This window comes from Sphingomonas sp. DMC6 (assembly GCF_056314225.1).
The window spans coordinates 24,256-46,225 of record NZ_JBQUYT010000003.1 but is presented as its reverse complement, the minus strand read 5'-3'; the positions used below and the strand labels follow the sequence as shown (position 1 = coordinate 46,225).

Annotated in this window: 19 protein-coding genes and 1 tRNA gene; 8 read left to right on the top strand and 12 right to left on the bottom strand. The window is 66.0% G+C overall.

Features of this window, described 5'->3' with window-relative positions:
• Positions 1 to 3,180 (bottom strand): efflux RND transporter permease subunit, encoded by a 3,180-nt coding sequence (locus ACT53M_RS07500; protein ID WP_476232464.1) that lies wholly within the window; start codon positions 3,178 to 3,180, stop codon positions 1 to 3.
• Positions 3,181 to 3,185: 5 nt separating this feature from the next.
• Entirely contained in the window at positions 3,186 to 4,385 is a 1,200-nt protein-coding gene (locus tag ACT53M_RS07495) for an efflux RND transporter periplasmic adaptor subunit (RefSeq protein WP_476232462.1), read from the bottom strand.
• Between the two features lie 98 nt (positions 4,386 to 4,483).
• Here ACT53M_RS07495 and ACT53M_RS07490 point away from each other — a divergent pair, with 98 nt between their 5' ends.
• Positions 4,484 to 5,131, top strand: coding sequence for a TetR/AcrR family transcriptional regulator (locus tag ACT53M_RS07490; protein ID WP_476228692.1), 648 nt, complete (start codon positions 4,484 to 4,486; stop codon positions 5,129 to 5,131).
• A gap of 10 nt (positions 5,132 to 5,141) precedes the next feature.
• Here ACT53M_RS07490 and ACT53M_RS07485 read toward each other — a convergent pair whose 3' ends face one another.
• Positions 5,142 to 6,608 carry a S41 family peptidase gene (locus ACT53M_RS07485; RefSeq protein ID WP_476232460.1) on the bottom strand — a complete coding sequence of 489 codons (1,467 nt, stop codon included), beginning with the start codon at positions 6,606 to 6,608 and terminating at the stop codon, positions 5,142 to 5,144.
• A gap of 273 nt (positions 6,609 to 6,881) precedes the next feature.
• Here ACT53M_RS07485 and ACT53M_RS07480 point away from each other — a divergent pair, with 273 nt between their 5' ends.
• Complete coding sequence (locus tag ACT53M_RS07480; RefSeq protein ID WP_476232458.1) at positions 6,882 to 7,787, top strand: PEP-CTERM sorting domain-containing protein; 906 nt, start codon at positions 6,882 to 6,884, stop codon at positions 7,785 to 7,787.
• On the opposite strand, the gene ACT53M_RS07475 is transcribed toward ACT53M_RS07480, so the two are convergent.
• From ACT53M_RS07475 to ACT53M_RS07440, 8 genes are all read right to left on the bottom strand, one after another.
• Positions 7,763 to 10,543 carry a glycosyl hydrolase 115 family protein gene (locus ACT53M_RS07475; protein WP_476232457.1) on the bottom strand — a complete coding sequence of 927 codons (2,781 nt, stop codon included), beginning with the start codon at positions 10,541 to 10,543 and terminating at the stop codon, positions 7,763 to 7,765. The two genes, ACT53M_RS07480 and ACT53M_RS07475, sit on opposite strands and share 25 nt — an antisense overlap.
• Positions 10,511 to 10,586: transfer RNA gene (locus tag ACT53M_RS07470), tRNA-Phe, on the bottom strand. The genes ACT53M_RS07475 and ACT53M_RS07470 overlap by 33 nt, the downstream gene beginning before the upstream one ends.
• 29 nt (positions 10,587 to 10,615) lie before the next feature.
• Positions 10,616 to 10,798, bottom strand: a complete 183-nt coding sequence (locus ACT53M_RS07465) for a DNA gyrase inhibitor YacG (protein WP_476232456.1) — start codon at positions 10,796 to 10,798, stop codon at positions 10,616 to 10,618.
• A gap of 4 nt (positions 10,799 to 10,802) precedes the next feature.
• Entirely contained in the window at positions 10,803 to 11,753 is a 951-nt protein-coding gene (locus ACT53M_RS07460) for a ribonuclease E/G (RefSeq protein WP_476232455.1), read from the bottom strand.
• On the bottom strand, positions 11,746 to 12,315 hold the full coding sequence (locus ACT53M_RS07455) for a Maf family protein (protein ID WP_476232454.1): 570 nt from the start codon (positions 12,313 to 12,315) through the stop codon (positions 11,746 to 11,748). The genes ACT53M_RS07460 and ACT53M_RS07455 overlap by 8 nt, the downstream gene beginning before the upstream one ends.
• A 13-nt stretch (positions 12,316 to 12,328) precedes the next feature.
• The gene (infA, locus tag ACT53M_RS07450) at positions 12,329 to 12,547 is read right to left on the bottom strand and encodes a translation initiation factor IF-1 (protein ID WP_003049127.1); all 219 of its coding nucleotides are present in this window, start codon (positions 12,545 to 12,547) and stop codon (positions 12,329 to 12,331) included.
• 201 nt (positions 12,548 to 12,748) lie between these two features.
• Positions 12,749 to 14,938 carry a sodium-translocating pyrophosphatase gene (locus ACT53M_RS07445; protein ID WP_476232453.1) on the bottom strand — a complete coding sequence of 730 codons (2,190 nt, stop codon included), beginning with the start codon at positions 14,936 to 14,938 and terminating at the stop codon, positions 12,749 to 12,751.
• A gap of 321 nt (positions 14,939 to 15,259) precedes the next feature.
• The gene (locus ACT53M_RS07440) at positions 15,260 to 15,823 is read right to left on the bottom strand and encodes a J domain-containing protein (RefSeq protein WP_476233221.1); all 564 of its coding nucleotides are present in this window, start codon (positions 15,821 to 15,823) and stop codon (positions 15,260 to 15,262) included.
• Positions 15,824 to 15,912: 89 nt separating this feature from the next.
• Here ACT53M_RS07440 and ACT53M_RS07435 point away from each other — a divergent pair, with 89 nt between their 5' ends.
• The 3 genes from ACT53M_RS07435 (at position 15,913) to ACT53M_RS07425 (ending at position 18,187) form a co-directional block, all read left to right on the top strand.
• Positions 15,913 to 16,197 carry a BolA family protein gene (locus ACT53M_RS07435; RefSeq protein WP_476232452.1) on the top strand — a complete coding sequence of 95 codons (285 nt, stop codon included), beginning with the start codon at positions 15,913 to 15,915 and terminating at the stop codon, positions 16,195 to 16,197.
• A gap of 102 nt (positions 16,198 to 16,299) precedes the next feature.
• Positions 16,300 to 17,199, top strand: coding sequence for a pirin family protein (locus ACT53M_RS07430; RefSeq protein ID WP_476232451.1), 900 nt, complete (start codon positions 16,300 to 16,302; stop codon positions 17,197 to 17,199).
• 85 nt (positions 17,200 to 17,284) lie between these two features.
• Complete coding sequence (locus ACT53M_RS07425; protein WP_476232450.1) at positions 17,285 to 18,187, top strand: alpha/beta fold hydrolase; 903 nt, start codon at positions 17,285 to 17,287, stop codon at positions 18,185 to 18,187.
• 4 nt (positions 18,188 to 18,191) lie between these two features.
• Here the strand turns inward: ACT53M_RS07425 and ACT53M_RS07420 are convergent, their stop codons facing one another.
• Complete coding sequence (locus tag ACT53M_RS07420; RefSeq protein ID WP_476232449.1) at positions 18,192 to 19,277, bottom strand: DUF2332 domain-containing protein; 1,086 nt, start codon at positions 19,275 to 19,277, stop codon at positions 18,192 to 18,194.
• Positions 19,278 to 19,338: 61 nt separating this feature from the next.
• Here ACT53M_RS07420 and hisG point away from each other — a divergent pair, with 61 nt between their 5' ends.
• From hisG to nusB, 3 genes are read left to right on the top strand one after another with little or no spacing between them, the layout of a single operon-like run.
• A complete protein-coding gene (gene hisG / locus ACT53M_RS07415) occupies positions 19,339 to 19,989 on the top strand; it encodes an ATP phosphoribosyltransferase (protein WP_476232448.1) in 651 nt (216 codons plus the stop codon).
• Complete coding sequence (gene hisD, locus ACT53M_RS07410) at positions 19,986 to 21,272, top strand: histidinol dehydrogenase (RefSeq protein WP_476232447.1); 1,287 nt, start codon at positions 19,986 to 19,988, stop codon at positions 21,270 to 21,272. Before hisG ends, hisD begins: the two co-directional genes overlap by 4 nt.
• A gap of 14 nt (positions 21,273 to 21,286) precedes the next feature.
• Entirely contained in the window at positions 21,287 to 21,748 is a 462-nt protein-coding gene (gene nusB, locus ACT53M_RS07405; RefSeq protein WP_476232446.1) for a transcription antitermination factor NusB, read from the top strand.
• The last annotated feature ends 222 nt before the right edge of the window (positions 21,749 to 21,970 follow it).

Below are 21,970 nucleotides of genomic sequence, written 5' to 3'. Positions count from 1 at the left end.
TCAGGCTCCCTGCGGCGCATTGGCGCCGCCATTGTCGTGCGGTTCTGTCGGTGTCTCCGTTCGCTTGGTCTTGCGGCCGCCGAACGCGCCTCGCACCACCACAAAGAACATCGGCACCAGGAAGATCGCCAATACGGTGGCGGAAAGCATACCGCCCACCACCGCGCGGCCGATCGCGTGCTGACCGCCGGCACCCGCGCCCGTCGAGATCGCGAGCGGCAGCACGCCGAACACGAACGCCAGACTGGTCATCAGGATCGGCCGCAGACGGAGCTTGGCGGCGGTGATCGCGGCGTCGAACGCCGACATGCCTTCGCGCATCCGTTCCTCGGCAAACTCGACGATCAGGATCGCGTTCTTCGCCGACACGCCGATCGTGGTGATCAGGCCGACCTGCAGATAGATGTCGTTGCCGAGACCCGTCAGCCAGGCCGCCAGCAGCGCGCCGATAACGCCCAGCGGCACCACCAGGATAACCGACAGTGGCACCGACCAGCTTTCATACAGCGCAGCAAGGCACAGGAACACGATCAGCAACGACAGGGCATAAAGCGCAGGTGCCTGGCCGCCCGAGGCCTTTTCCTCATAGGAGAGGCCGGTCCATTCGAGCGCCGTGCCCGGCGGCAGCTTGGCATGAATCGATTCCATGATTGCCATCGCATCGCCGGTCGAAACGCCGGGGGCGGGGGCACCCAGAATCTCGATCGCCGGCTGGCCGTTATAGCGCGTGAGCTGCACCGGCGCCGTTTGCCACGACAGGGTCGAGAAGGCGGTGAACGGCGCCATCGTGCCGGTAGGACTGCGGACGTACAGGCTGGCGATGTCCTCCGGACGCAGGCGATAGGGCTCATCGGCCTGAACATAGACGCGCTTGACGCGGCCACGGTCGATGAAATCGTTGACATAGCTGCCGCCCCAGGCGGTCGCGATCGTGCTGTTGATCGATCCGAGGTCGAGGCCCAGCGCCTTTGCCTTGTCCTGATCGATATCGACCTTGAGCTGCGGCGCGTCTTCCAGTGAGTTCGGGCGGACGCCGACCAGCTTGGGGTTCTGCATCGCCATACCCAGCATCATGTTCCGCGCCTGGAGCAGTCCTTCGTGGCCCAGTCCTCCGACATCGACGAGCTGCAGGTCGAAGCCCGTGGCATTGCCCAGTTCCTGTACCGCTGGCGGCGTCGTCGCGAAGATCAGCCCGTCATGATACTGGCTGAATGTCGCCATGGAGCGAGCGGCAATCGCCTGCGCCGAATTGGCGCTGCCGCGGCGTTCCTTCCAGTCCTTCAGCGGAATGAAAGCGAGGCCGCTATTCTGGCCCGCGCCCGCAAAGCTGAAACCGTTTATCGTGAACACGCCCTGCACATTGCCCGCTTCCTTCTGGAGGAAGTGGTTGCGGATAATCGCGAGACCCTTCTCGGTGCGCGCCGACGTCGCGCCCGAGGGGCCCTGAACCAGCGCAAGAACGATGCCCTGGTCTTCGTCCGGCAGGAAGCCCGATGGCAGGCGCAGGAACAGGAAGCTCATGCCGCCGATTATCAGCAGATAGACCAGTGCCGACCGCTTCCAGCTCCGCGTGGTACCGCGCACGCCTTTCTCATAGCGCGCCTGCCCCTGGTCGAACTTCTCGTTGAACCAGCGGAAGAAGCGGGCGAGCGGACCATGGCCTTCAAGCTTGCTCGGATCGTGCGGCTTGAGGATCGTTGCGCAAAGCGCCGGAGTGAGGATCAATGCGACGAACACCGAGAGCACCATTGCCGAGACTATGGTGATCGAGAACTGGCGATAGATCACGCCGGTCGATCCGCCGAAGAACGCCATCGGAACAAATACGGCAGACAGCACCATCGCGATGCCGACCAGCGCGCTCGAGATTTCGTCCATCGACTTGCGCGCGGCATCGACGGGACTGAGATGTTCGGTAACGATCAGGCGCTCGACATTTTCGACGACGACGATGGCATCGTCGACGAGCAGGCCGATCGCCAGCACCATGCCGAACAGTGTCAGCGTGTTGATCGAGAAGCCGGCGATCGCCATCACCGCGAAGGTGCCGAGCAGCACTACCGGCACGGCGATCGTCGGGATCAGCGTGGCGCGGAAATTCTGCAGGAACAGGAACATCACCAGGAAGACGAGGACGACTGCCTCGATCAGCGTGTGGACGACCTGTTCGACCGAAAGCCGCACGAACGGCGTCGAGTCATAGGGATAGATGACCTTGATGTCGCTAGGGAAGGTTTTGGCGATCTCCGCCACGCGTGCCTTCACTGCATCGACGGTGGTCAGCGCATTCGCCCCCGGGGCCAGCTTGATAGCAATGCCGGTTGACGGTTTGCCGTTGAATTGCACGTCGAAGCCGTAAACTTCGGCGCCGATTTCCACCCGCGCCACATCGCGTAGCCGGACGACTGAACCGTCGCTGCCGCTCTTCAGGCGGATCGCGCCGAACTGGTCTGGCGTGGTCAGGCGCGACTGTACAGAGACGGTGGCGTTGAGCATTTGCTCCTTGGGTGCCGGCAACGCGCCGAGCTGGCCGGCGGAGACCTGCGCGTTCTGCGCGCGGATCGCCTGGGTCACGTCGTCCACGGTCAGCGCGTAGTTGGTCAGCTTGACCGGATCGACCCAGATACGCATCGCATATTGCGAGCCGAACACTTCGGTATCGCCCACGCCGGAGACCCGCGACAACGGATCCTGCAGCTTGGCGACGACATAGTCGGAAAGATCTGCGCCATTATGCGCGCCATTTTCCGAATAGAGACCGACCACCAGCAGGAAATTCTGGGTTGCCTTGGCAACGCGCAGCCCCTGTTGCTGTACTTCCTGGGGAAGCAGTGGTGTGGCCGCCTGCAGCTTGTTCTGCACCTGCACCTGGGCGATGTCGGGATTGGTTCCCTGCTCGAAGGTGAGGGTAATCGTAACCGTACCGGAGGAGGACGAGGACGACGAGAAGTAGCGAAGGTGGTCGATCCCCTTCATCTGCTGTTCGATGATCTGCGTCGTCGTGTTTTCCAGTGTCTGCGCGTCCGCGCCTGGATAGGTCGCCGTGATCGAGACTGCCGGCGGTGCAATCTCGGGGAACTGGGCGATCGGCAGGCTGCGGATTGCCAGCAGGCCTGCCAGCATCAGGATGATCGCGATAACCCATGCGAAAATGGGGCGATCGATGAAATAGCGCGACATGGACCTTACTTCGCCTGTGCAGTGTTCGGGGCGCCCGGCTGGCCGGCCGCCGGCTTGGCGTTCGGGTTCCAAGGCTGCGGCGTTACCGGCATCCCCGGGCGCAGCATCATCGCACCTTCGACAATCACCTTGTCCCCGGGCTTCAGCCCGCTGGTGACCACCCAGTTGTCGCCGGACGTGCGGCTGGTCTGGATCGGGCGGGGTTCCATCTTGTTGCCAGCGCCTACCACCATAACCAGCGGATTGCCGCGCTCGTCGCGGCTAACGGCCCGCTGGGGAACTAGCATGGCACTCTGCTGGGTTCCCTGGGCAAGCCGCGCACGCACGAACATGCCGGGCAGCAGCAGCCCGTTCGGATTAGGGAACAGTGCGCGGATCACCTGGCTGCCGGTGCTCGGATCGACCGTTACATCGGCGAAACGCATCTCGCCTTCCGGGCCATAGGTATTGCCGTCCTCAAGGATCAACTGCACCTTGGCATTGCCATCGCGCGATACCTTGCCGGCCATGATCTGCTGGCGGAGCTTGAGGATGTCGGCGCTCGACTGCTGGATGTCGACATAGATCGGGTCGAGGCGCTGGATGGTCGTCAGTGCACCCGCCTGGGCCGCGGATACCAGCGCGCCCGTCGTGTAGAGCGAGCGCCCGATCCGGCCGCTGATCGGCGCGCGGACCAGTGTACGGCCCAGATCGATCTCGGCATTGCGTAACGCCGCCTGCTGGGCCGCGACATCGGCGCGTGCCTGTGCGGCGGCTGCGACGGCGTTTTCATAGTCCTGCTTGGCGATCGCGTTGATCTTGACGAGTTCGCCATAACGACGCGCCAGCGCTTCGCTCGTCGCGATCGATGCCTGGGCACGGGCGAGCGTGGCGCGCGCGCTGGCGACCTGCGCGCGATAGGGCGCGGCATCGATCCGGTAGAGGGGCTGGCCCTGGCGTACCATGTCGCCTTCGGTGAACAGCCGCGCTTCGATGATGCCGTTCACCTGCGGCCGTACGTCAGACGTCTCAAAGGGCGAAGTCCGCCCGGGCAACTCGGACGTCAGCGTGACAGCCTGTTGCTGGACGGTCACAAAGGAAACCGGCGGCGGACCACCAGCACCTGCCCCGCCGGGGCCACCAGGAGCACCCTGTTGTGGAGACTGGCTGCCACAAGCGGCAAGCAGAAGTGCCAGAGCCGGCGTGGAGTGACGAAAAAATGTCATGCGTATGCCTGCCGAATGATATATGTGAGTGAACGTTCGCTCACATTCGCCGCTACTGCGAAGCAAGTGACCGGGTCAAGAAGGAATTATAGGCGCAAATGAAGGTGTCAGTCGTGGGTGAGGAGCATGGGGCGAGCGGCAATCGGGCGGAGGCGCGTCGGCAGCGAATCATTGCTGCAGCGCGCATGTTGTTTGTTGCAAACGGTTTTCATGCAACCGGCGTCGCGCAGATCGCGAAGGAATCAGGGGTCGCGGTAGGGCAGATTTACCGGGATTTTGCATCCAAGGAAGAGATTGTGGCGGCCATCGTCCAAGCCGACTGCTTGGAGTTTCTCGACCATGATTCGTTGCAGCGCGGAATCGTGCACGGTGACGCGGACCTGATCTGGCGGTGGATCGCCGATTTTCTCGATTCGGGACGGGACGATTCCGATCCGCTGCTGGGGGAGATCATTGCGGAATGTGCGCGCAACGGCCGGGTGGCCGCCGTCTTCGAGGAGGTTCGTCGCGACGTGGAGAGCGCGATGTACGCGGCAATGGCTGCACTCGCGCCCGGCGAAGAACTGGCGGAGCGACGCAGGGCTCTTGCCGATCTCCTGATGGCGATGTCGCTAGGAATCACCCAGCGGCGCCTGATCGCAGGGGATGATTCCGGTAGCCAGATTGCGATACTGGCGCTCGACATGGTCCGCAAGGAGGTTGCCGCGATGCGTGCCATGCATCGCAGTCAGGACATCGCCGCCTGATCTTTAGCGTCTAGAAGGAGCCGGGCACGTCGCGTTGTACGGGGCTGGGCCGCGCCGGCGACAGCAGCAGGCGTTCGCGTTTGGTGCCGACGCTTTCGACACTCAGGCTGGCAGTGCTGCTGATCCGGCTGCAACTGCGCCCGGCGACGAAATCGAGTGCGGCCCGTATCGATGACTCGCGCGGGTCGCCCAGCGGATAGGAAATGTCGTCGATCGCGCTGCAGCTTGCCTCCACCGTATTGGCGAGGCCGCTGAAATAATTGCCCTGATGGTTGGCATTCTGGGTCGCGAAGGCGATCACGCGCAGCCGGTCGTCGCATTCCGGCTTGTCCAGCGCAATCTGGCCGACCGGCTTGCCATAGGTGTTGGTGCCGACCAGCGCGGCATTGGCGTGGAGATAGGGAATCTGGGTATTGATCACCAGCTCGCTCGCCGACGCTGTGCCCCGCGTGCCGATAAAGGCGATGCGCGTCGGCGCGATCGATTCGGGCTGGGGCGCAAAGTAACGGACCTCGTCATTGGCGGACTTTTCCGGCCGGAACGCCGTATAGTTGAGCACATCGCTGGTCGTCCGCGCACCGCCCAGCAGGTCGCCGAACAGCTGCGCGATCGATAGGAGTCCGCCGCCATTATAGCGCAGGTCGACGATCACATTGGTGATCCCTTGTGCCTTGAAGTTCGAAAAGGCGCTGCGCAAGGCCGGTTCGGCGGTGCTGATGAAGGTGCGCAGATTGACATAGCCAACGCGCCCGCCGCTGACCGGATCGGTCAGTATTTGTGCGCCATATCGCGATGAAACCGGTGCGAGGGTAAAGTCGGTCTTGGTCACGGAAACCGTGCGCGTGGCGCCGTTCAGATCCTGAACGCGCAGCGCGCGGGTCGTGCCGGCGGTGTCGGGCCCCAGCGCAGCGGTTACGCCGTCCAGCCCCTGGCTGTTGATGATGTCGCTGACGTTCTGGAGATTGCTGCTGCTGGTACCGATCGCCAGAATCTGGGTGCCGCGATCGATGCCCGCCTGCAGCGCGCTGGTGCCTTCATAGCTTTCGATCACCCAGATTCCGGTGCCGCCGTCGGTGGCAAGGCGAAAGCCGTAGCCGGCGCTCGAACCGGACGAATAATAGGCATTTTCCTGCGCGATTGACGTCAGATAGGTGAAATGCCGATCGCGCCCCTGCGAGCGGGCGGTGGCGGTCAGTGCGTCGAGATAGTCGCTCGCATTGCTATAAGGCGTCGGATCCAGCGTCGCCGGCAGCGTTTCCGGGAACAGATACCATTCACGCATTGCGGCGAGCAGCCAATCCTCGCGCGCGCGCAGGGTGCAGGCGGCCGAAGTGGGCGTAGGCGTCGGGGGTGGCGTGGGTGTCGGGGCCGTGCTGGTGCCGGGCTGGGATACCGATCCCCCGCTTCCGCCCCCGCCGCAACTCGCCAGCAACGCGGCCAGTACCACGACCGAAACCCCCGAACGCGCTGCCGACATATATATTTTGCTCCCCGGCCCGCGCGATGATTGCGCGGTTGGTAAATTTCAGCCCACTTCGGCAGCAATGACAAGATGTCACCGGCCGTTTTTATTATGATGAGCGGTGCAAAATGCCATAATTAACGTTCAGAATGGCAGTGTTCGGTGAAATGCAGTTTTCGCGTCGGGGATATAGTTGCGCATGAACCAGTTGACCCCGGAAATATGAGGCGTGCCGTTCGACTGTCATCGCCGGTTGTGCGGGCGGGCGGCAGGCGGCAAAATGGCCTTATGTCTGCTATGCTCTTTGGCGGCGTTCTGCGCCGCAGTCGATGGCTGGTCGCGTCGCTGTTCGTCCTTGCCGGGCTCAGCGGCGTTGCTGAGGCGCGTACCATCCTGTTCGTCGGCAACAGCTTCACCTTCGGGGCCAATTCGCCGGTGCTGCGCTATCACGCCAGCCACGTCGCCGACCTGAATATGGAACGGATCGGCGGTGTGCCCGCGCTGTTCAAGAGCTTTGCCGATGCGCTGCATCTCGACTGGCAGGTCAGCCTCGAAACCTCGCCCGGCAAGGATCTTGCCTGGCACCTGGCCAACAAGCGTGCGCTGATCGACCGTCCTTGGGATGTGGTGGTGCTGCAGGGGTATAGCACGCTGGATGCCGAGCGGCCGGGCGATCCCACGCGCCATCTTGCCGCCGCCCGGGCGCTGGCCGATCTGTTCCATCGCCGCAACCCCGCCGCGCAAGTCGATCTGGTGGCGACATGGTCGCGGCCCGACATTACCTATCGCCCGGGCGGTCACTGGCATGGCCAGTCGATCTTCCGCATGGCCGAGGATTTGCTCGCCGCCAATCGTCTGGCCTTGGGAAATGGGTCCGGTATCCACGCGGTGCTGCCCGTCGGCACCGCCTTCAACCGGGCAATCCGTGACCGGCTGGCCGATCCCAATCCCTATGACGGTATCGCCTTTGGCCAGATCAGCCTGTGGACCTGGGACCAGTATCACGCCAGCGCGGAGGGCTATTATCTGGAGGCGCTGGTCGAATTCGGCGCGATCACCGGCGCCGACCCGCGCTCGCTCGCCGGCAAGGAACATGCCGCCGAAGACCTCGGCATCAGCCCCGATGCGGCCCGGCGGTTGCGCGAGGTTGCCGCTGCCGAACTGGCGGCTCAGCGGGTCGGCGGCGCGCCATAATAATCGGGCGCACCGTCGAGGCGCACATCGACCCGGTCGAGCAGGAAGCCGGGGTCCATCGCGTACAGCTCTACCCGATGTGCACCGGCGGCTAGCTGACCCAGCGGCAGCGTGCGCGCCGCGCTGTTCGACAGCACATTCGCCTTCCACTCGTCGCTGCGGCCATGGGTTTCATAGTCGAGCACGGTGACCGGTCCGGCATCGACGCGCACGCCCAGCCGCAATCCGTTGGCAGCAGTGAGCGGATGCACCGGCAGTGCGACAATGCGCAACTGCGCGTCGCCCCTGGTCGCAAGCCGGAAGGGTAGCACGACCGGCGCCACCGCGTCAGCGCGCGTACTCGAAGCGAGGTCGAGCCGGCTGCGCAGCACAGCGCCGCGTGACCCAAGGCCCTCGATGCGTTCCCAGGCGCCGCCCGGCGCCACTGCGCGGTCGGCAGGCGTTATCGAGATGATCCGGTTCACTTCGGGCGTCGCATCGCCGCCGGGGAAGGGCAGCATCACCGGCTCGAGATAGACCATCGTGCCCTGGCAATGGATTTTGCCGGGCGCGACATTGCCCTTGCCGTCATACTGCAGCGCGACCCGCATCTCATAGCCGTTCCCGGCATCGAGCCGCCCCTGCCGCGTCGTGACTTCGACGCCGGCCAACCCCTCCAGCGTCCAGTCGCTTACCGCGCCCTTGCCATAGACGGTCAGCCACCGCGTTTCGGCAATGCCGGGCGTGAAGCGCAGGGTCGCGGCATCGGCGCCGCATTGGCCGACCGGCGGCAGCGCGATCTTCGGATAGGCGGGCTCGGCGAACACCGCCAGCCGGCGCGGCGCCATGTCCATGATGCCGCGCCACTTGCCGCCGACCTGCGTATTATAGGCGGCAGTATCGGCGACGATCGCCTGATGCGCGGCCTGTGCCTGATCGACATAGGCATTGGCGCTGGCCCGGCCCTGACGGGCATAGAGCGCGGCAAGATCGAGCTTCAGATTGCGCAGGTTGAGATTGGCGGCGCCCCGCACCGGATAGAGCACGGTCTGGAAATAGGCGTCGCGCCGATCGGCGGGCAGTGTCGCCGCCAGTGCCTCGGCCTTCGCCACCAGCGCCTGATAGCGGGCGACCCGCGCCTGCGCCTCGTCCCCGCCCGAGCGCACGAAATCACCGATCCGGATCGGCGTCTCGGGCTCGACCTGGCTGAAGCCCATGAATTCGGGCTTCCGCGCAAAGGCGAGGTCGTAATAGTCCATCAATATGTCGGCGACGGGTTGCGCCGCGGCCGCGCCGAACTGGCGCCCAGCCCAGTCGGCGAGATGTGCTCGCGCGGGCTTGCCGAGCAACCGCGCATCGAAGGCGAGGTCCAGGAAGTAGTTCGCCAGATATTCGCCCGGCTTGATGTCGCCGACATTGACGACCCACAGCTTGCGCGCGCCCAGCGTCCAGGCACGCTCCATCTGCTCGCGGATCAGCCCCGGATGCGTCGTCGCCAGCCACAGATAGTCGTGCGGGCGGCCCCAATAGGAGATGTGGTAATATACGCCCGACCCGCCCGACCGCGCTCGTTCGGCGGCGGTCGGCAACTGGTTGATATAGCCGTAATTGTCCTCGGGCCATACGAGCGTCACATCATCGGGCACCTTCAGCCCGGTGCGATAGACGTCTAGGACTTCCTTGTAGAGCGTCAGCGCCTGCGGCACCTGCGTGGCCGGTTTGCCCTGCGCCGCGGCGAGAAGGTCGCGCTGGACAGCGATGGCATCGACCGTGGCGTCGCGCGCCTGCTCGGGCGTGCGGGCGCCTTCCAGCGCCGAGTCATGCTTGCCCCGCAGCCCGATCGTATAGACATTCTCGAAAGCCTTCACCTGATCGACGCGACGGCGCCAATACGCGACCATGCGGTCTCGATTGGTGAAGAAGTTGAACGGCCCGTCCTTCGCCTCGTCCCACTCGCGCACATTGTTGCGCATCATCGGTTCGGCATGCGAGGTGCCGACGACGATGGCATAATCGCGCGCGACTTCGGCATTGCCGGGGATCTGGTAGAACGGCCTGGTGCTTTCGTGCATCGCCGGCCAGATCAGATTGGCCTTCAGGCGCCACATCAGCTCGAAGATGCGGGCATAGGTTTTCGGGCCTATATCGCCGGTTTCCGGTTCATAGGTTTTCGCAGCCCAGGGCTGCAGCCCCCAATCCTCGTCGTTGAGGAAGATGCCGCGATACTGGACCGACGGCGCGTCGGACAGGATACGCCGCCCGTCGACCACCAGCCGGTCGGCGTGGCGCGGCGTGACATCGGCCCACCATTCCCAGGCGGAAACGCCCAGTTCGCGGGTCAGGTCGATCGCCCCCCAGATCGCCCCGCGCGGATCGGAGCCCGCGATCAGCAGATAGCGGCGGCCGGGATGCTGCTTCGACCGCGCCAGCACGCGGACATAGCGCTCCCACTGGCCGTCCAGCGCCGACAGATCGACACCGGCATCGCTGGCGGCGGCGCGGATCAGTGCGGAGTCCTGTGCGCCGATCACCACGCAAAGCCGGTCGCATTGCGCAAGGTCGCCCGAAACCGCGGGGCTATGGCCGGTCAGCGCGGTGAGGTCGCGGGCGAGCAGTTCGCTGACCAGCCTTGCCGAGGTCGCATCGTCATGGACGATCGTCGGCACCGCATGGCCATCGAACAGCACGGCCTGTGACTGCGCCTGTGCAGCCGACGACAGGGTGGCTGCGGAAAGGAGGAGAAGTGGTGCCCAGGGACGGAATCGAACCGCCGACACTGCGATTTTCAGTCGCATGCTCTACCAACTGAGCTACCTGGGCACACCGGCGGTCGCCGGGGAGCGCGCGTCTTAGTCGCGCGAATCGTGGCTGTCCAGCCCTGAATGTGCATTTGGATCGACCTGCTCCCCGGGAACCCGATAGCCTTCGCCCAACCATTGCAACAGGTCGCGATCCTTGCAACCGCGGCTGCAAAAGGGCTTGAATTCCGGGGCGGTAGGCTTGCCGCAGATCGGGCAGGCGTCGCGGGGCATCGGGTTACTCCTTGGGGCTCACGAACTGAACCGCGCCGCCCATGCGGCGCGCCAGCGCTTCGGTCCATTCGGGCTCGCGCGCCAGGCGGCGGGCGATTCTGTTGTCCAACATATGGGTGGCCGGCGGTGGTGGGGGAAGGCGTTCCAGCCGGCGCAGCTCGGCGCGGGCGGCGGCGCCGACCGGATCGGCGTGGAGCAGCTCGGGTAGCGAGGGCCGGCTGCGACGGCGGACGATCTGGAGAAAGCCGAAGCCGTTGACGGCGGTGCGCTCGAACGGCTGGGGCAGGGCAGCGTCGATCGCCTCCGCCACGGCAACCCGCGCGGTCTTGCTGCTCAGCGTCGGGAAGTCGATGCCGATCGACCCGCCGATGCCCAGCCGCTCGATCGCGCGGGCGACGGCGTGTGCGGCGGCGATCGACAGCGGCTCCAGAGGGGCGGCGCCGTCAACATCGAACAGCGTCATCGCCGGGGTCGGCGACATGCGCAGCGCCCCGCCGGCAAAGGCGATTTCGCCGCTCCACGCTTCCTCCAGCACTTCCGACCAGCCTGCTTCCTCCAGCAGATCGGGTTCATGGGAGCGGAGCGTACGGACCGGGTGGCTGCTGCCGGTGATCCGGGCGAGCAGGTCCGGGCCGTCGCAAGGTTCGGCATCGGCGGGGGCGGGGACGGCCTTGGGCAGCTTGGCGCGGCCGGGTTCGGGAATTGCCTCCCGCACGATCCGGACCTTCAGCGCAGCACCTTGGGTAATGCCCTTGGGCAGCGGATCGCACAGTGCCTCACCGCCCTGATCAAGCGTTACCTTGCCGGTGGACTTGTCGGTCAGACGAGCCGTGCAGACGGCGCCGACGCGCACGGTTGGGCCGGCAAGCTCGATCCGCGCCTTCCAGATGGTACCGCGCGAGACGAGGGCGGCGCGGTTCTCGCCGATCCCCGCCTCGTACAGCCACTCAGCCAAGGGAATAGCCGGCGCTGGCGAGGAGTGCGCGGGTCTCGAACACCGGCAGGCCGACCACGCCCGAATGGCTGCCGGACAGGAAGCGCACGAACGCCTCCGCCTTGCCCTGAATGGCATAGCCGCCCGCCTTGCCCATGCCTTCACCGCTGGCAACGTACCAGTCGATATCGGCTTCGCTCAGCCGCTTGAACGCGACGATCGTATCGCAGAGGCGGGTGCGGGCCTTGCCGTCGGGGCCGATCAGGCAGACGGCGGAGAGGCAATGGTGGCGACGGCCGGAAAGCAGCGCCAGCATCCGCCGCAGATCGGCTTCGTCTTCGGGCTTGCCGAGAATGCGGCGGCCGACTGCGATGGTGGTGTCGCCGGCCAGGACGATCTCGTCCGCAGCACGTTCGACCGCATGCGCCTTGGCGGTGGCGACACGCAGGACATAAGGTCGCGGCAATTCGCCGGGACGGACATCTTCGTCCACATCCGGAGCGGCGATGCGGTCTGGCGCGGCGCCGATCCGGGTGAGCAGATCGCGTCGTCGCGGCGAAGTGGAAGCGAGCACGAGCCGCATGGGCCGCGCCTGCTTACTTGAAGCGATAGGTGATGCGGCCCTTGGTCAGGTCGTAGGGCGTCAGCTCGACGAGCACTTCGTCGCCCACCAGCACGCGGATGCGGTTCTTGCGCATCTTGCCGGCGGTGTGGCCGAGAATCTCATGGTCGTTCTCAAGCCGGACGCGGAACATGGCGTTGGGGAGAAGCTCCACAACCTGCCCACGCATTTCAAGCAGTTCTTCTTTGGCCAAAAAATGCCTCTCGAGGATAAGCGCGCGTAAAAGTGCGTCGCCCTTACAGCGCTGAAGGGAAAAAGGGAAGGCGGCGCGGTAAGCGCACGCCTCTACGCGCATGAGATGGCGATTTGAGGGCGGGAAGGCAAGAGCGGGGGCGATTGCGGCAAAAACTCCCCTCCCGCAAGCGGGAGGGGAACACGGGTTAGTAGGTTTGCTCTAGTGTGTGCCGCCGCCCGCGAGTGCCGCGAGGAGCAGTAGCGCCACGATATTGGTGATCTTGATCATCGGGTTCACCGCCGGCCCGGCGGTGTCCTTGTAGGGATCGCCGACCGTGTCGCCGGTGACGGCGGCCTTGTGGGCATCGCTGCCCTTGCCGCCGTAATTGCCGTCTTCGATATATTTCTTGGCGTTATCCCAGGCGCCGCCGCCGCTCGTCATCGAAATAGCGACGAACAGGCCGGATACGATCACGCCCAGCAGCATCGCCCCGACCGTGGCGAAGCCCTGTTCCTTGCCCGCCACCGCGGCGATCAGGAAATAGACGAGGATCGGGCTCAGCACCGGCAGCAGAGAGGGCACGATCATCTCGCGGATCGCTGCCTTGGTGACGATGTCGACGGTGCGGGCATAGTTGGGCCGGCTGGTGCCTGCCATGATGCCGGGATTGTCGCGGAACTGGCTGCGGACATCTTCCACCACCGATCCCGCCGCGCGGCCCACCGCAGTCATGCCGAACGCGCCGAACAGATAGGGGAGCAGCGCGCCGAGCAGTAGGCCGACGATGATATAGGGGTTGGACAGCGAGAAGTTGACCGGTCCGGTCAGCCCCAGCGCGTCGTGATAATGGTCGAGATCGGTGGTATAGGCACCGAACAGCACCAGCGCCGCCAGTGCCGCCGAGCCGATCGCATAGCCCTTGGTCACTGCCTTGGTGGTGTTGCCCACCGCGTCGAGCGCGTCGGTCTTGTGGCGAACCTCGTCCTCCAGCCCCGCCATTTCAGCGATGCCGCCGGCATTGTCGGTCACCGGACCATAGGCGTCGAGCGCGACCACCATGCCGGCCAGTGCCAGCAACGCGGTGGCGGCGAAGGCCACGCCGAGGATGCCCGCGATCTGATAGGTGGCGATCACCGCGACCACGATCACCAGCGTCGGCAGCGCGGTCGACTCAAGGCTGATGGCGAGGCCCTGGATGACGTTGGTGCCGTGCCCGGTCACCGACGCCTTGGCGATCGACTTCACCGGCCGGAAGTTGGTGCCGGTATAATATTCGGTGATCCACACCAGCAGGCCGGTGACGGTCAGACCTATCATCATGCACCAGAACAGCCCCATGCCGGTCACGTTCGGCATCGCCGCGCTTGCCGCGACCGCATCGGCGGAAAGTGTGCCGTCGCTCAGCATCGACGCGGGCTCGCCAAGCGAACCGATCGCCGTGTGCAGGTCGCCGCCCAGCGTATAATAAGTGACGCCATAGATCGCCGCGACCGCGAGAATGACGGTGGTCCAGAAGCCCTTGTAGAGCGCACCCATGATCGACTGGCTGCCGCCCAGGCGGACCATATAGGTGCCGAGGATCGAGGTGAGGATGCACACGCCGCCGACCAGCAGCGGCAGCGCCATCAGCTTGGTGAGCAGCACCGGATCGAGCCCGCGCATCAGCAGCGCGATCGTCACCATGGTGAGGCCCAGCGTCACGACATAGGTTTCGAACAGGTCGGCGGCCATGCCCGCGCAGTCGCCGACATTGTCGCCGACATTATCGGCGATCACGGCGGGGTTGCGGGGGTCGTCCTCCGGAATGCCGGCCTCGACCTTGCCGACCAGATCGGCGCCGACATCGGCCGCCTTGGTGAAGATGCCGCCGCCCAGTCGCGCGAAGATCGAGATCAGCGAGGCGCCGAAGGCAAGCGTGGAGAGGGTCAGCACGACCAGCCGGTCGCCCGGCGCGTGATGGGCAATCTCGACCAGATACCAGAACAGCACCGCGATCGACAGCAGGCCCAGTCCCGCCACCAGCATGCCGGTGATGGCGCCGGAGCGGAAGGCGAGGGTAAGCCCGCCCTGCAGGCTGCCGCGCGCCGCCTCTGCGGTGCGGACATTCGCGCGCACCGAAATGTTCATGCCGACAAAGCCGGCGACGCCCGACAGGATCGCGCCGATCAGGAAGCCGATGGTCGGGATAAGCCCCAGCGTGGCGAACAACACGATCGCGACGAGCACGCCCACAATCGCGATGGTACGATATTGCCGGCCCAGATAGGCGCGGGCGCCTTCCTGGATGGCGGCGGCGATGTCCTGCATCTTGGCGTTGCCCGCCGGTGCGCGGAGCACCTGCTGGCTGGTCAGAAAGCCATAGGCGACGGCGATCAGGCCGCAGACGATGGCGAAATAAACGATCGTCATTGCGTATTGTCCTCCCCTGTTGCGGGTCGCGACACGCGCCGCGTGTACCGTGGTCTCGGTCGCGTGGGAAGGAGCGTATAGTAAAGCAGGGGCAAGGCAAGCGTTCCCGGTGGGGGCAGCCCTTCGGCAGTTGGTCCTTTGCTCCCCTCCCTGCTTGCAGGGAGGGGGCGGGGGTGGGTCCGCCGTCGCAGGCGGCGGGAGTCGCTGTCGACCAGGAAGGGGGTCTTTAGAAGCGCGCAGACGCGCGCACTCACCCCCAGCCCTTCCCTTGTCAGGGAGGAGAGCGAAACTGGATGGCTCCCGCGAGCGGGCGCCGCCGCCTCACGCGAAGGCGGGCGAACCCCTGAGCTGCTGATAGGCTTCGATCACCCGTTGCAGCCGGGTCTCGTGGCTGCGGTCGCCGCCATTGCGGTCGGGGTGATATTTGCGGACCAGTTCGGAATAGCGCTTGCGCAGCGCCGTGCGGTCGGCGTCGATCGTCAGGTCGAGCACTTTCAGCGCCTCGCGGTCGCGGCCCGACAGCGGCTTGCCGTCCTTGCGCTCGCCGCGGTCCTTCATCCGGTCGCGGAAGCGGGCGCCGATCGCATCGAGCGGATCGGCGAAATCGGCCCAGCGCGGGGGATGGTCGGCACCGGCGGTGGCGCTGAACGCGCGCGTCTCGCGCTCCCAGCCGGCGATCGGGCGCTGCGCCTCGTGAATCTCGTCGGGGCTCATGCCCGCGAAGAAGTTATAGCCCGAGTTGAACGCGCGGACATGATCGAGGCACAGCCAGCGGAACGGCGGCGGTCCGTCGAAACTGCGATGCGCCCCTTCCAGCGGCGGCGCGCGAAACTCGCCGGGGGCAGTGCAGCCCGGCTCTGCGCACAATCTTCCCTCCGCTTCCACACGACCATGGAAACGGGCATTCGGACGATCCCTTTTCGGCTGCTGGCTGGCCACGCGACTCCCTCGAACAAACCGCCTATATAGGCGCGATGACTGACCTCGCCACCGGCCCTTTGGCCGATCTGATCGCCGACCGCCTCACCCATGCGCTCCACCCGTCGCAGCTCACCGTCAGCAATGACAGTGCTCAGCATCGCGGCCATCTGGGCGATGACGGAACCGGCGAAAGCCATTTCAGCGTCACCATCGAAAGCCCCGCCTTTGCCGGTCTGTCACGGGTGGCGCGCCAGCGGCTGGTCAACCAGGCGCTGGCCGACCTGCTGGCGACGCGCATCCACGCGCTGGCGATCCGGGCGACCGCGCCGGGCGAGTGAGCGGGCGCCCGCGAAACGGAGCGTTGCCGAACCTATCCTCTTGTTTGGCTGGGCTATAGCGGCGCGAGCCGCTATCCCCGTGCGATCAACGGGAGAGCGAGCATGCGCGACGACCTTATTACCCAGACGATCGAGCCGACCACGCACGATCTGGGCGGCTTCAAGGTGCACCGCACGCTACCGTCGCGGCCGCGCACCATGGTGGGCCCGTTTATCTTCTTCGACCAGATGGGGCCGGCGATCCTCGATGTCGGCACGGGTATCGACGTGCGGCCGCACCCGCACATCAATCTGGCGACCGTCACCTATCTGTTCGCCGGGGCGATCGACCATCGCGATTCGCTCGGCACCTTTGCGACGATCGAGCCCGGCGCGGTCAACCTGATGACTGCCGGGCACGGCATCACCCATTCCGAACGCTCGCCTTCTGCCGAGCGGGAAAAGGGGCCCGAACTGTCCGGCATCCAGACCTGGCTTGCCCTGCCCGAAGCGGTGGAGGAATGTGATCCGGCGTTCGAGCACGTCGCGGCAGGCGATTTGCCGATCGTCGAGGCGCATGGTGCGCGGGCGCGGGTGATCATGGGCGAGCTGTGGGGTGCTGCTGCGCCGACCACCACTTACGCCCAGACCATCTATGCCGATATTGCGCTGGAAGCCGGCGCCAGCCTGCCGATCGACCCGGCAGCGGACGAGCGCGCGCTTTATGTGGCGACCGGCGAGGCCAGCCTGGACGGCATGCCGCTGGTGCCGACCACGCTCTACATTCTGCGACCCGGCATTTGCGCGACGCTCCGCTCCGAACGCGGCGCGCGGGTGATGTTCTGCGGCGGCGAGGCGTTCCAGACGTCGCGCCATGTGTGGTGGAACTTCGTCTCGTCGAGTCGCGACCGCATCAACCAGGCCAAGGAAGACTGGAAGGCCGGCGCCTTCCCCAAGGTGCCCGGCGACGACAAGGAATTCATTCCGATACCTGAAGTGCCGAAAACCGTCAGCTACCCGTAAATTTCCTTCACTTGCAGGAACCTTCGGGTCGGCGCATCTTTTCGGTTCAGAAGCGGTACGAACCGCCCGGGACTGGGGGAGTTGCATGATCGAGCGCGAATGCAAACGGATTGCGTTGTCTACCGGCGTCGCGCTGGACGTGACGCTGGTCGGGGATGCGGCCAATCCGCCGGTGATCCTGCTGCACGGCTTTCCCGAATCGCACCGCACCTGGCGTCACCAGATTCCCGCTCTGGCGGAACGCTATCGTGTGATCGTACCCGATCAGCGCGGCTATGCCGGTTCCTCCAAGCCCGACGGCGTTACCAACTACACGCCCGACAAGATCTCCGCCGACCTGCTGGCGCTGGCGGATGCGCTGGACATCGACCGGTTCGCGCTGGTCGGACATGATTGGGGCGGGGCGATCGCCTGGATGGCGGCGTTGCAGAATCCGAACCGGATCGCCCGGCTGGCGATTCTGAATGCGCCGCATCCGCAGGTGTTCCAGCGCAAGCTGTTCGACGACGCGGCGCAGCGCAAGGCGAGCCAGTATATCCGCTTCTTCCGCGAAACCGAGCTGGACCGCGCGCCCGACCGCAGTGCGCTCGAACAGTTTCTGCTCTCGCTGTTCGGCGAGCATCTGGGGGTCACCGTGCCGCCGGAGGAGAAGGCGATCTATCTGGCGCAGTGGAGCCAGCCGGGCACACTGACGGCGATGCTCAACTGGTATCGCGCGACGCAACTGATCGTGCCGGCAATGGACGAGACGCCGGAGCGGCCGGGCTGGATCGACGGGCCGTTTCCGCTCCAGCCGCAGCCGACGCTCGTGATCTGGGGCATGAAGGATCGCGGCCTGCTGCCCTGCCTGCTCGACGGGCTGGAGACGCTGATCCCCGACTATACGCTGGTGCCGATTCGCGAGGGCGGCCACTTCATCCCGTGGGAGGCGCCCGCCGAAGTGACGGAGGCGCTGCTCGACTGGCTGGGCAGGCGCGGCCCTCGCTAGAATTTCAGGTTTCTAGGCGCATCACATAGGGGCGGGTTTCATAGGGCGGCGCCAGTCCCTCCACCCAGGCGCCATGGGCGTGGGTGAGGGCGACCAGTTCCATCGGCCTGTCGCCTGGCCAGCCGCGCACGCGGACTTCGTGTCGGTGGAGGTCTCGGTTCGGCTCCATCATCACCCAGCCGAGCGGGCGTTCCGCGCTGGCGGCGGCGCCGGCGGCCTGCATCATATCGGCAATCCGGTGCTGGGTGGCGTCGGGCAGATATTGCCAGACCACCGAGTGCATCAGCACGCGGGTCACGCCTTCGGGTTGCGGTTCGGCAAGGCGGGCCGCCAGCCAATCGCCTGCATCGCCCTTGTCCAGCGTGACGGGTTCGGCGCGCAGCATTGCGATGGTGGCATCCAGCCGGGTCTGGCGCTCCACGGCATCGACCCAGCAATAGGCCTGGAGCCGCTCGGCATCCTGCTCGCCGCTCAGGTCGAGCGGGGCGATGTCGACACCGCGTGCCGACACGATCGCCACCGGCGCGGCGGGCGGTGGCGGGCCGCGCCATTCGGGGCGGATCTTTACCGGCGAGGCGACCGGGCCGACGCCAACCCCGCCCAGATCGAAGCGATAACGGCCGAGCATCAGGTTGAGTCCGCCGCTCGACCCGATTTCCAGCACCTCGAAGCGCGGGCCATAGCGGGCGGCGAGATGGAGAATGCCGGTCATCAGCCCGGCAGAGCGGCCCGCCTCGTTCGTCTGGGGCGGGCCGTAGAGCCAGGGTAGCAGCGTGAAGTCATAGGCCGAAAGCACGCCATCCAGCGTAGCACCGATCCGCCCTATGTCCGTTTCACCGCCGGTGAAGATGCGGCGCAGTTCCGGCACGCCGCGGCGGTGGAGCGCGTGCAGTCCGCCGACCAGCCGCAGTACCAGCGCATCGGCCACCGGCTCGCCCGGCCAGTCGAGCACGCGGCGCCCGGTTTCGCTGTTCCGGGTGATCCCCTGGCCCAGTGCGGTGCAGATGCGCGCGGTGATCGGCGCGGCCATGGCCTCGCAATAGCCGGCCTGAATGGCAAAACTCTTGCGGTTTTTGGTTTCGCTGGCCATGCGCTTCTCCCTTTGGCGCGTGTTGCGCCCATGGCCCCGCACAAGTAAAGCCCCCGCACCCATGACCGAGCCGTTGATCCTTGCCGTGCCGAAAGGCCGGATCCTCGAAGAGGCGCTGCCCTTGCTGGCGGCTGTCGGCATCGTGCCCGAGGCGGCCTTTTCCGACAAGAATTCGCGCGCGCTGCGTTTCGCGACCAACAATCCCGCGATCGACCTGATCCGCGTGCGCGCCTTCGATGTCGCGACCTTTGTGGCGCATGGCGCGGCGCATCTGGGGATCGTCGGTTCCGACGTGCTCGCCGAATTCGACTATTCGGAGCTGTACGCGCCGGTCGATCTCGGCATCGGCCATTGCCGCATTTCCGTGGCAGAGCCCGTAGCGCTCGCCGAGCTGGACGATCCGCGCGGCTGGAGCCATGTCCGCGTCGCGACCAAATATCCGCACATCACCCGCGCCCATTTCGAGGCGCGTGGCGTGCAGGCGGAATGCGTGAAGCTCAACGGCGCGATGGAACTGGCGCCGGTGCTGGGGCTGGCGCCGCGCATCGTCGATCTGGTGTCGTCGGGGCGGACGCTCAAGGAAAACGGGCTGGTTGAAGTGGAAGTGATCGCCGAAGTGACCAGCCGGCTGATCGTCAACCGCGCCGCGTTCAAGACGCGGGCGAGCGAAGTGGTGCCGCTGGTGGACGGGTTCCGGAGGGCGGTGGCGTGATCCGGCTGGATTCGACCACGGCGGATTTCGCCGATGCCTTCACCGCGCTGGTCAACGCCCGGCGCGAGGCGGACGATGACGTTGCGCGCAATGTCACGCACATCATCAAGCGTGTGCGCGACGAAGGCGATGTCGCACTGCGCGACCTGACGCGGCTGTTCGACAAGCATGATCTCGATCGCTCGGGGTGGACGATCGACCGCGCCGACTGTCTCGCTGCCTATGAGGGGCTGGCGCCCGAGCTTCGCGACGCGCTGGAACTCGCGGCCGAGCGGATCGCCGCCTATCATGCCAAGCAGCGGCCCGAGCACCGCGACGAAGTCGATGCGCAGGGCATCCGTCTCGGCGCGCGCTGGAGCCCGGTCGACGCAGCGGGGGTCTATGTGCCCGGCGGCCGCGCGGCCTATCCCAGCTCGGTGCTGATGAACGCGATCCCCGCCAAGGCGGCGGGCGTGCGCCGGCTGGTGATGGTGACGCCGACGCCCAATGGCGAGGTGAACCCGCTGGTGCTCGCCGCCGCGCATGTCGCCGGGGTCGACGAGCTTTACCGTGTCGGGGGTGCGCAGGCGATTGCTGCGCTCGCCTATGGCACCGGGCGGATCGCGCCGGTTGATGTCGTCACCGGCCCCGGCAATGCCTGGGTCGCCGAGGCTAAGCGGCAGCTGTACGGGGTGGTCGGCATCGACATGGTGGCGGGGCCGTCCGAGATCGTTGTCGTCGCGGACGGCAAGAACGATCCCGACTGGATCGCCGCCGACCTGCTCAGCCAGGCCGAGCATGACCCGACCAGCCAGTCGATCCTGTTCACCGACGATGCCGGTTTTGCCGACCGGGTCGCCGCCGCCATCGACGCGCAGATCGCGCAGCTTTCCACCGCCGTCACCGCGCGGGCGAGTTGGGACGCGAACGGTGCGATCATCGTCGTACCTGCACTGGTCGAGGCGATGCCGCTGGTCGACCGGCTGGCGCCCGAGCATCTCGAACTCGCCTGCGACGATGCCGAGGCGCTGTTCGACATGGTCCGCCATGCGGGATCGGTGTTCCTCGGCCGCTATACGCCGGAAGCGGTGGGCGATTATGTCGCCGGCCCCAACCATGTGCTGCCCACCGGGCGGCGCGCGCGCTTCGCGTCGGGCCTCTCGGTGCTCGATTTCATGAAGCGCACGTCTTTCCTGAGCCTCGACGTCTCGGGGCTCGCCGCGATCGGCCCTGCTGCGGTCGCGCTGGCTACGGCCGAAGGGCTGCCCGCTCACGCAAAGTCGGTGGCGATCCGTTTATCGTGATAGAATAGAGAATCATGGCAAGTACCCAAGCAAAGTCCCGTTCCAAGGCCCGCGCCGCCGCGCGCCTCGCCGCCGTGCAGGCGCTGTACCAGCGCGAGATGGAGGGCACCTCGGTGCCCGCGCTGCTCCACGAGTTCCACCAGCACCGGCTGGGCGCGGTGATCGAGGATATCGAATATGCCGAGGCCGACATCGCCTTTTTCGACGACATCGTGACCGGCGCCGATGCGCGCCGCGACGAGATCGACGCGATGATCGCCAGCAAGCTTTCCGCCGACTGGTCGCTCGACCGGCTCGACAAGCCGATGCGCCAGATCCTGCGCGCCGGCACCTATGAGCTGATGGCGCGCAAGGACGTGCCGACGGGCGCCGTAATCAGCGAATATCTCGACGTGACCGACGCCTTTTACGACCGCCGCGAAAAGGGGTTCGTCAACGGCATCCTCGACGCGATCGCCAAGGCGGTGCGGGGATGATGCCGGCACCTGCCCGGATCGGGGTGGGACGGGCATATCATGCCTTTATTCTTCCCCTCCCTGAAAGGGAGGGGAGCAAGGGGTGGGTTTGGCCCCGGCCGGGGCTCGATGCCCCGGACGGGGCCTTTTGCTGCGGCGTTGCCGCTCGGGCTGGCGCCCTCGCACCCACCCCCGGCCCCTCCCTGCAAGCAGGGAGGGGAGCGCAGACTTTACGCTTGGGCG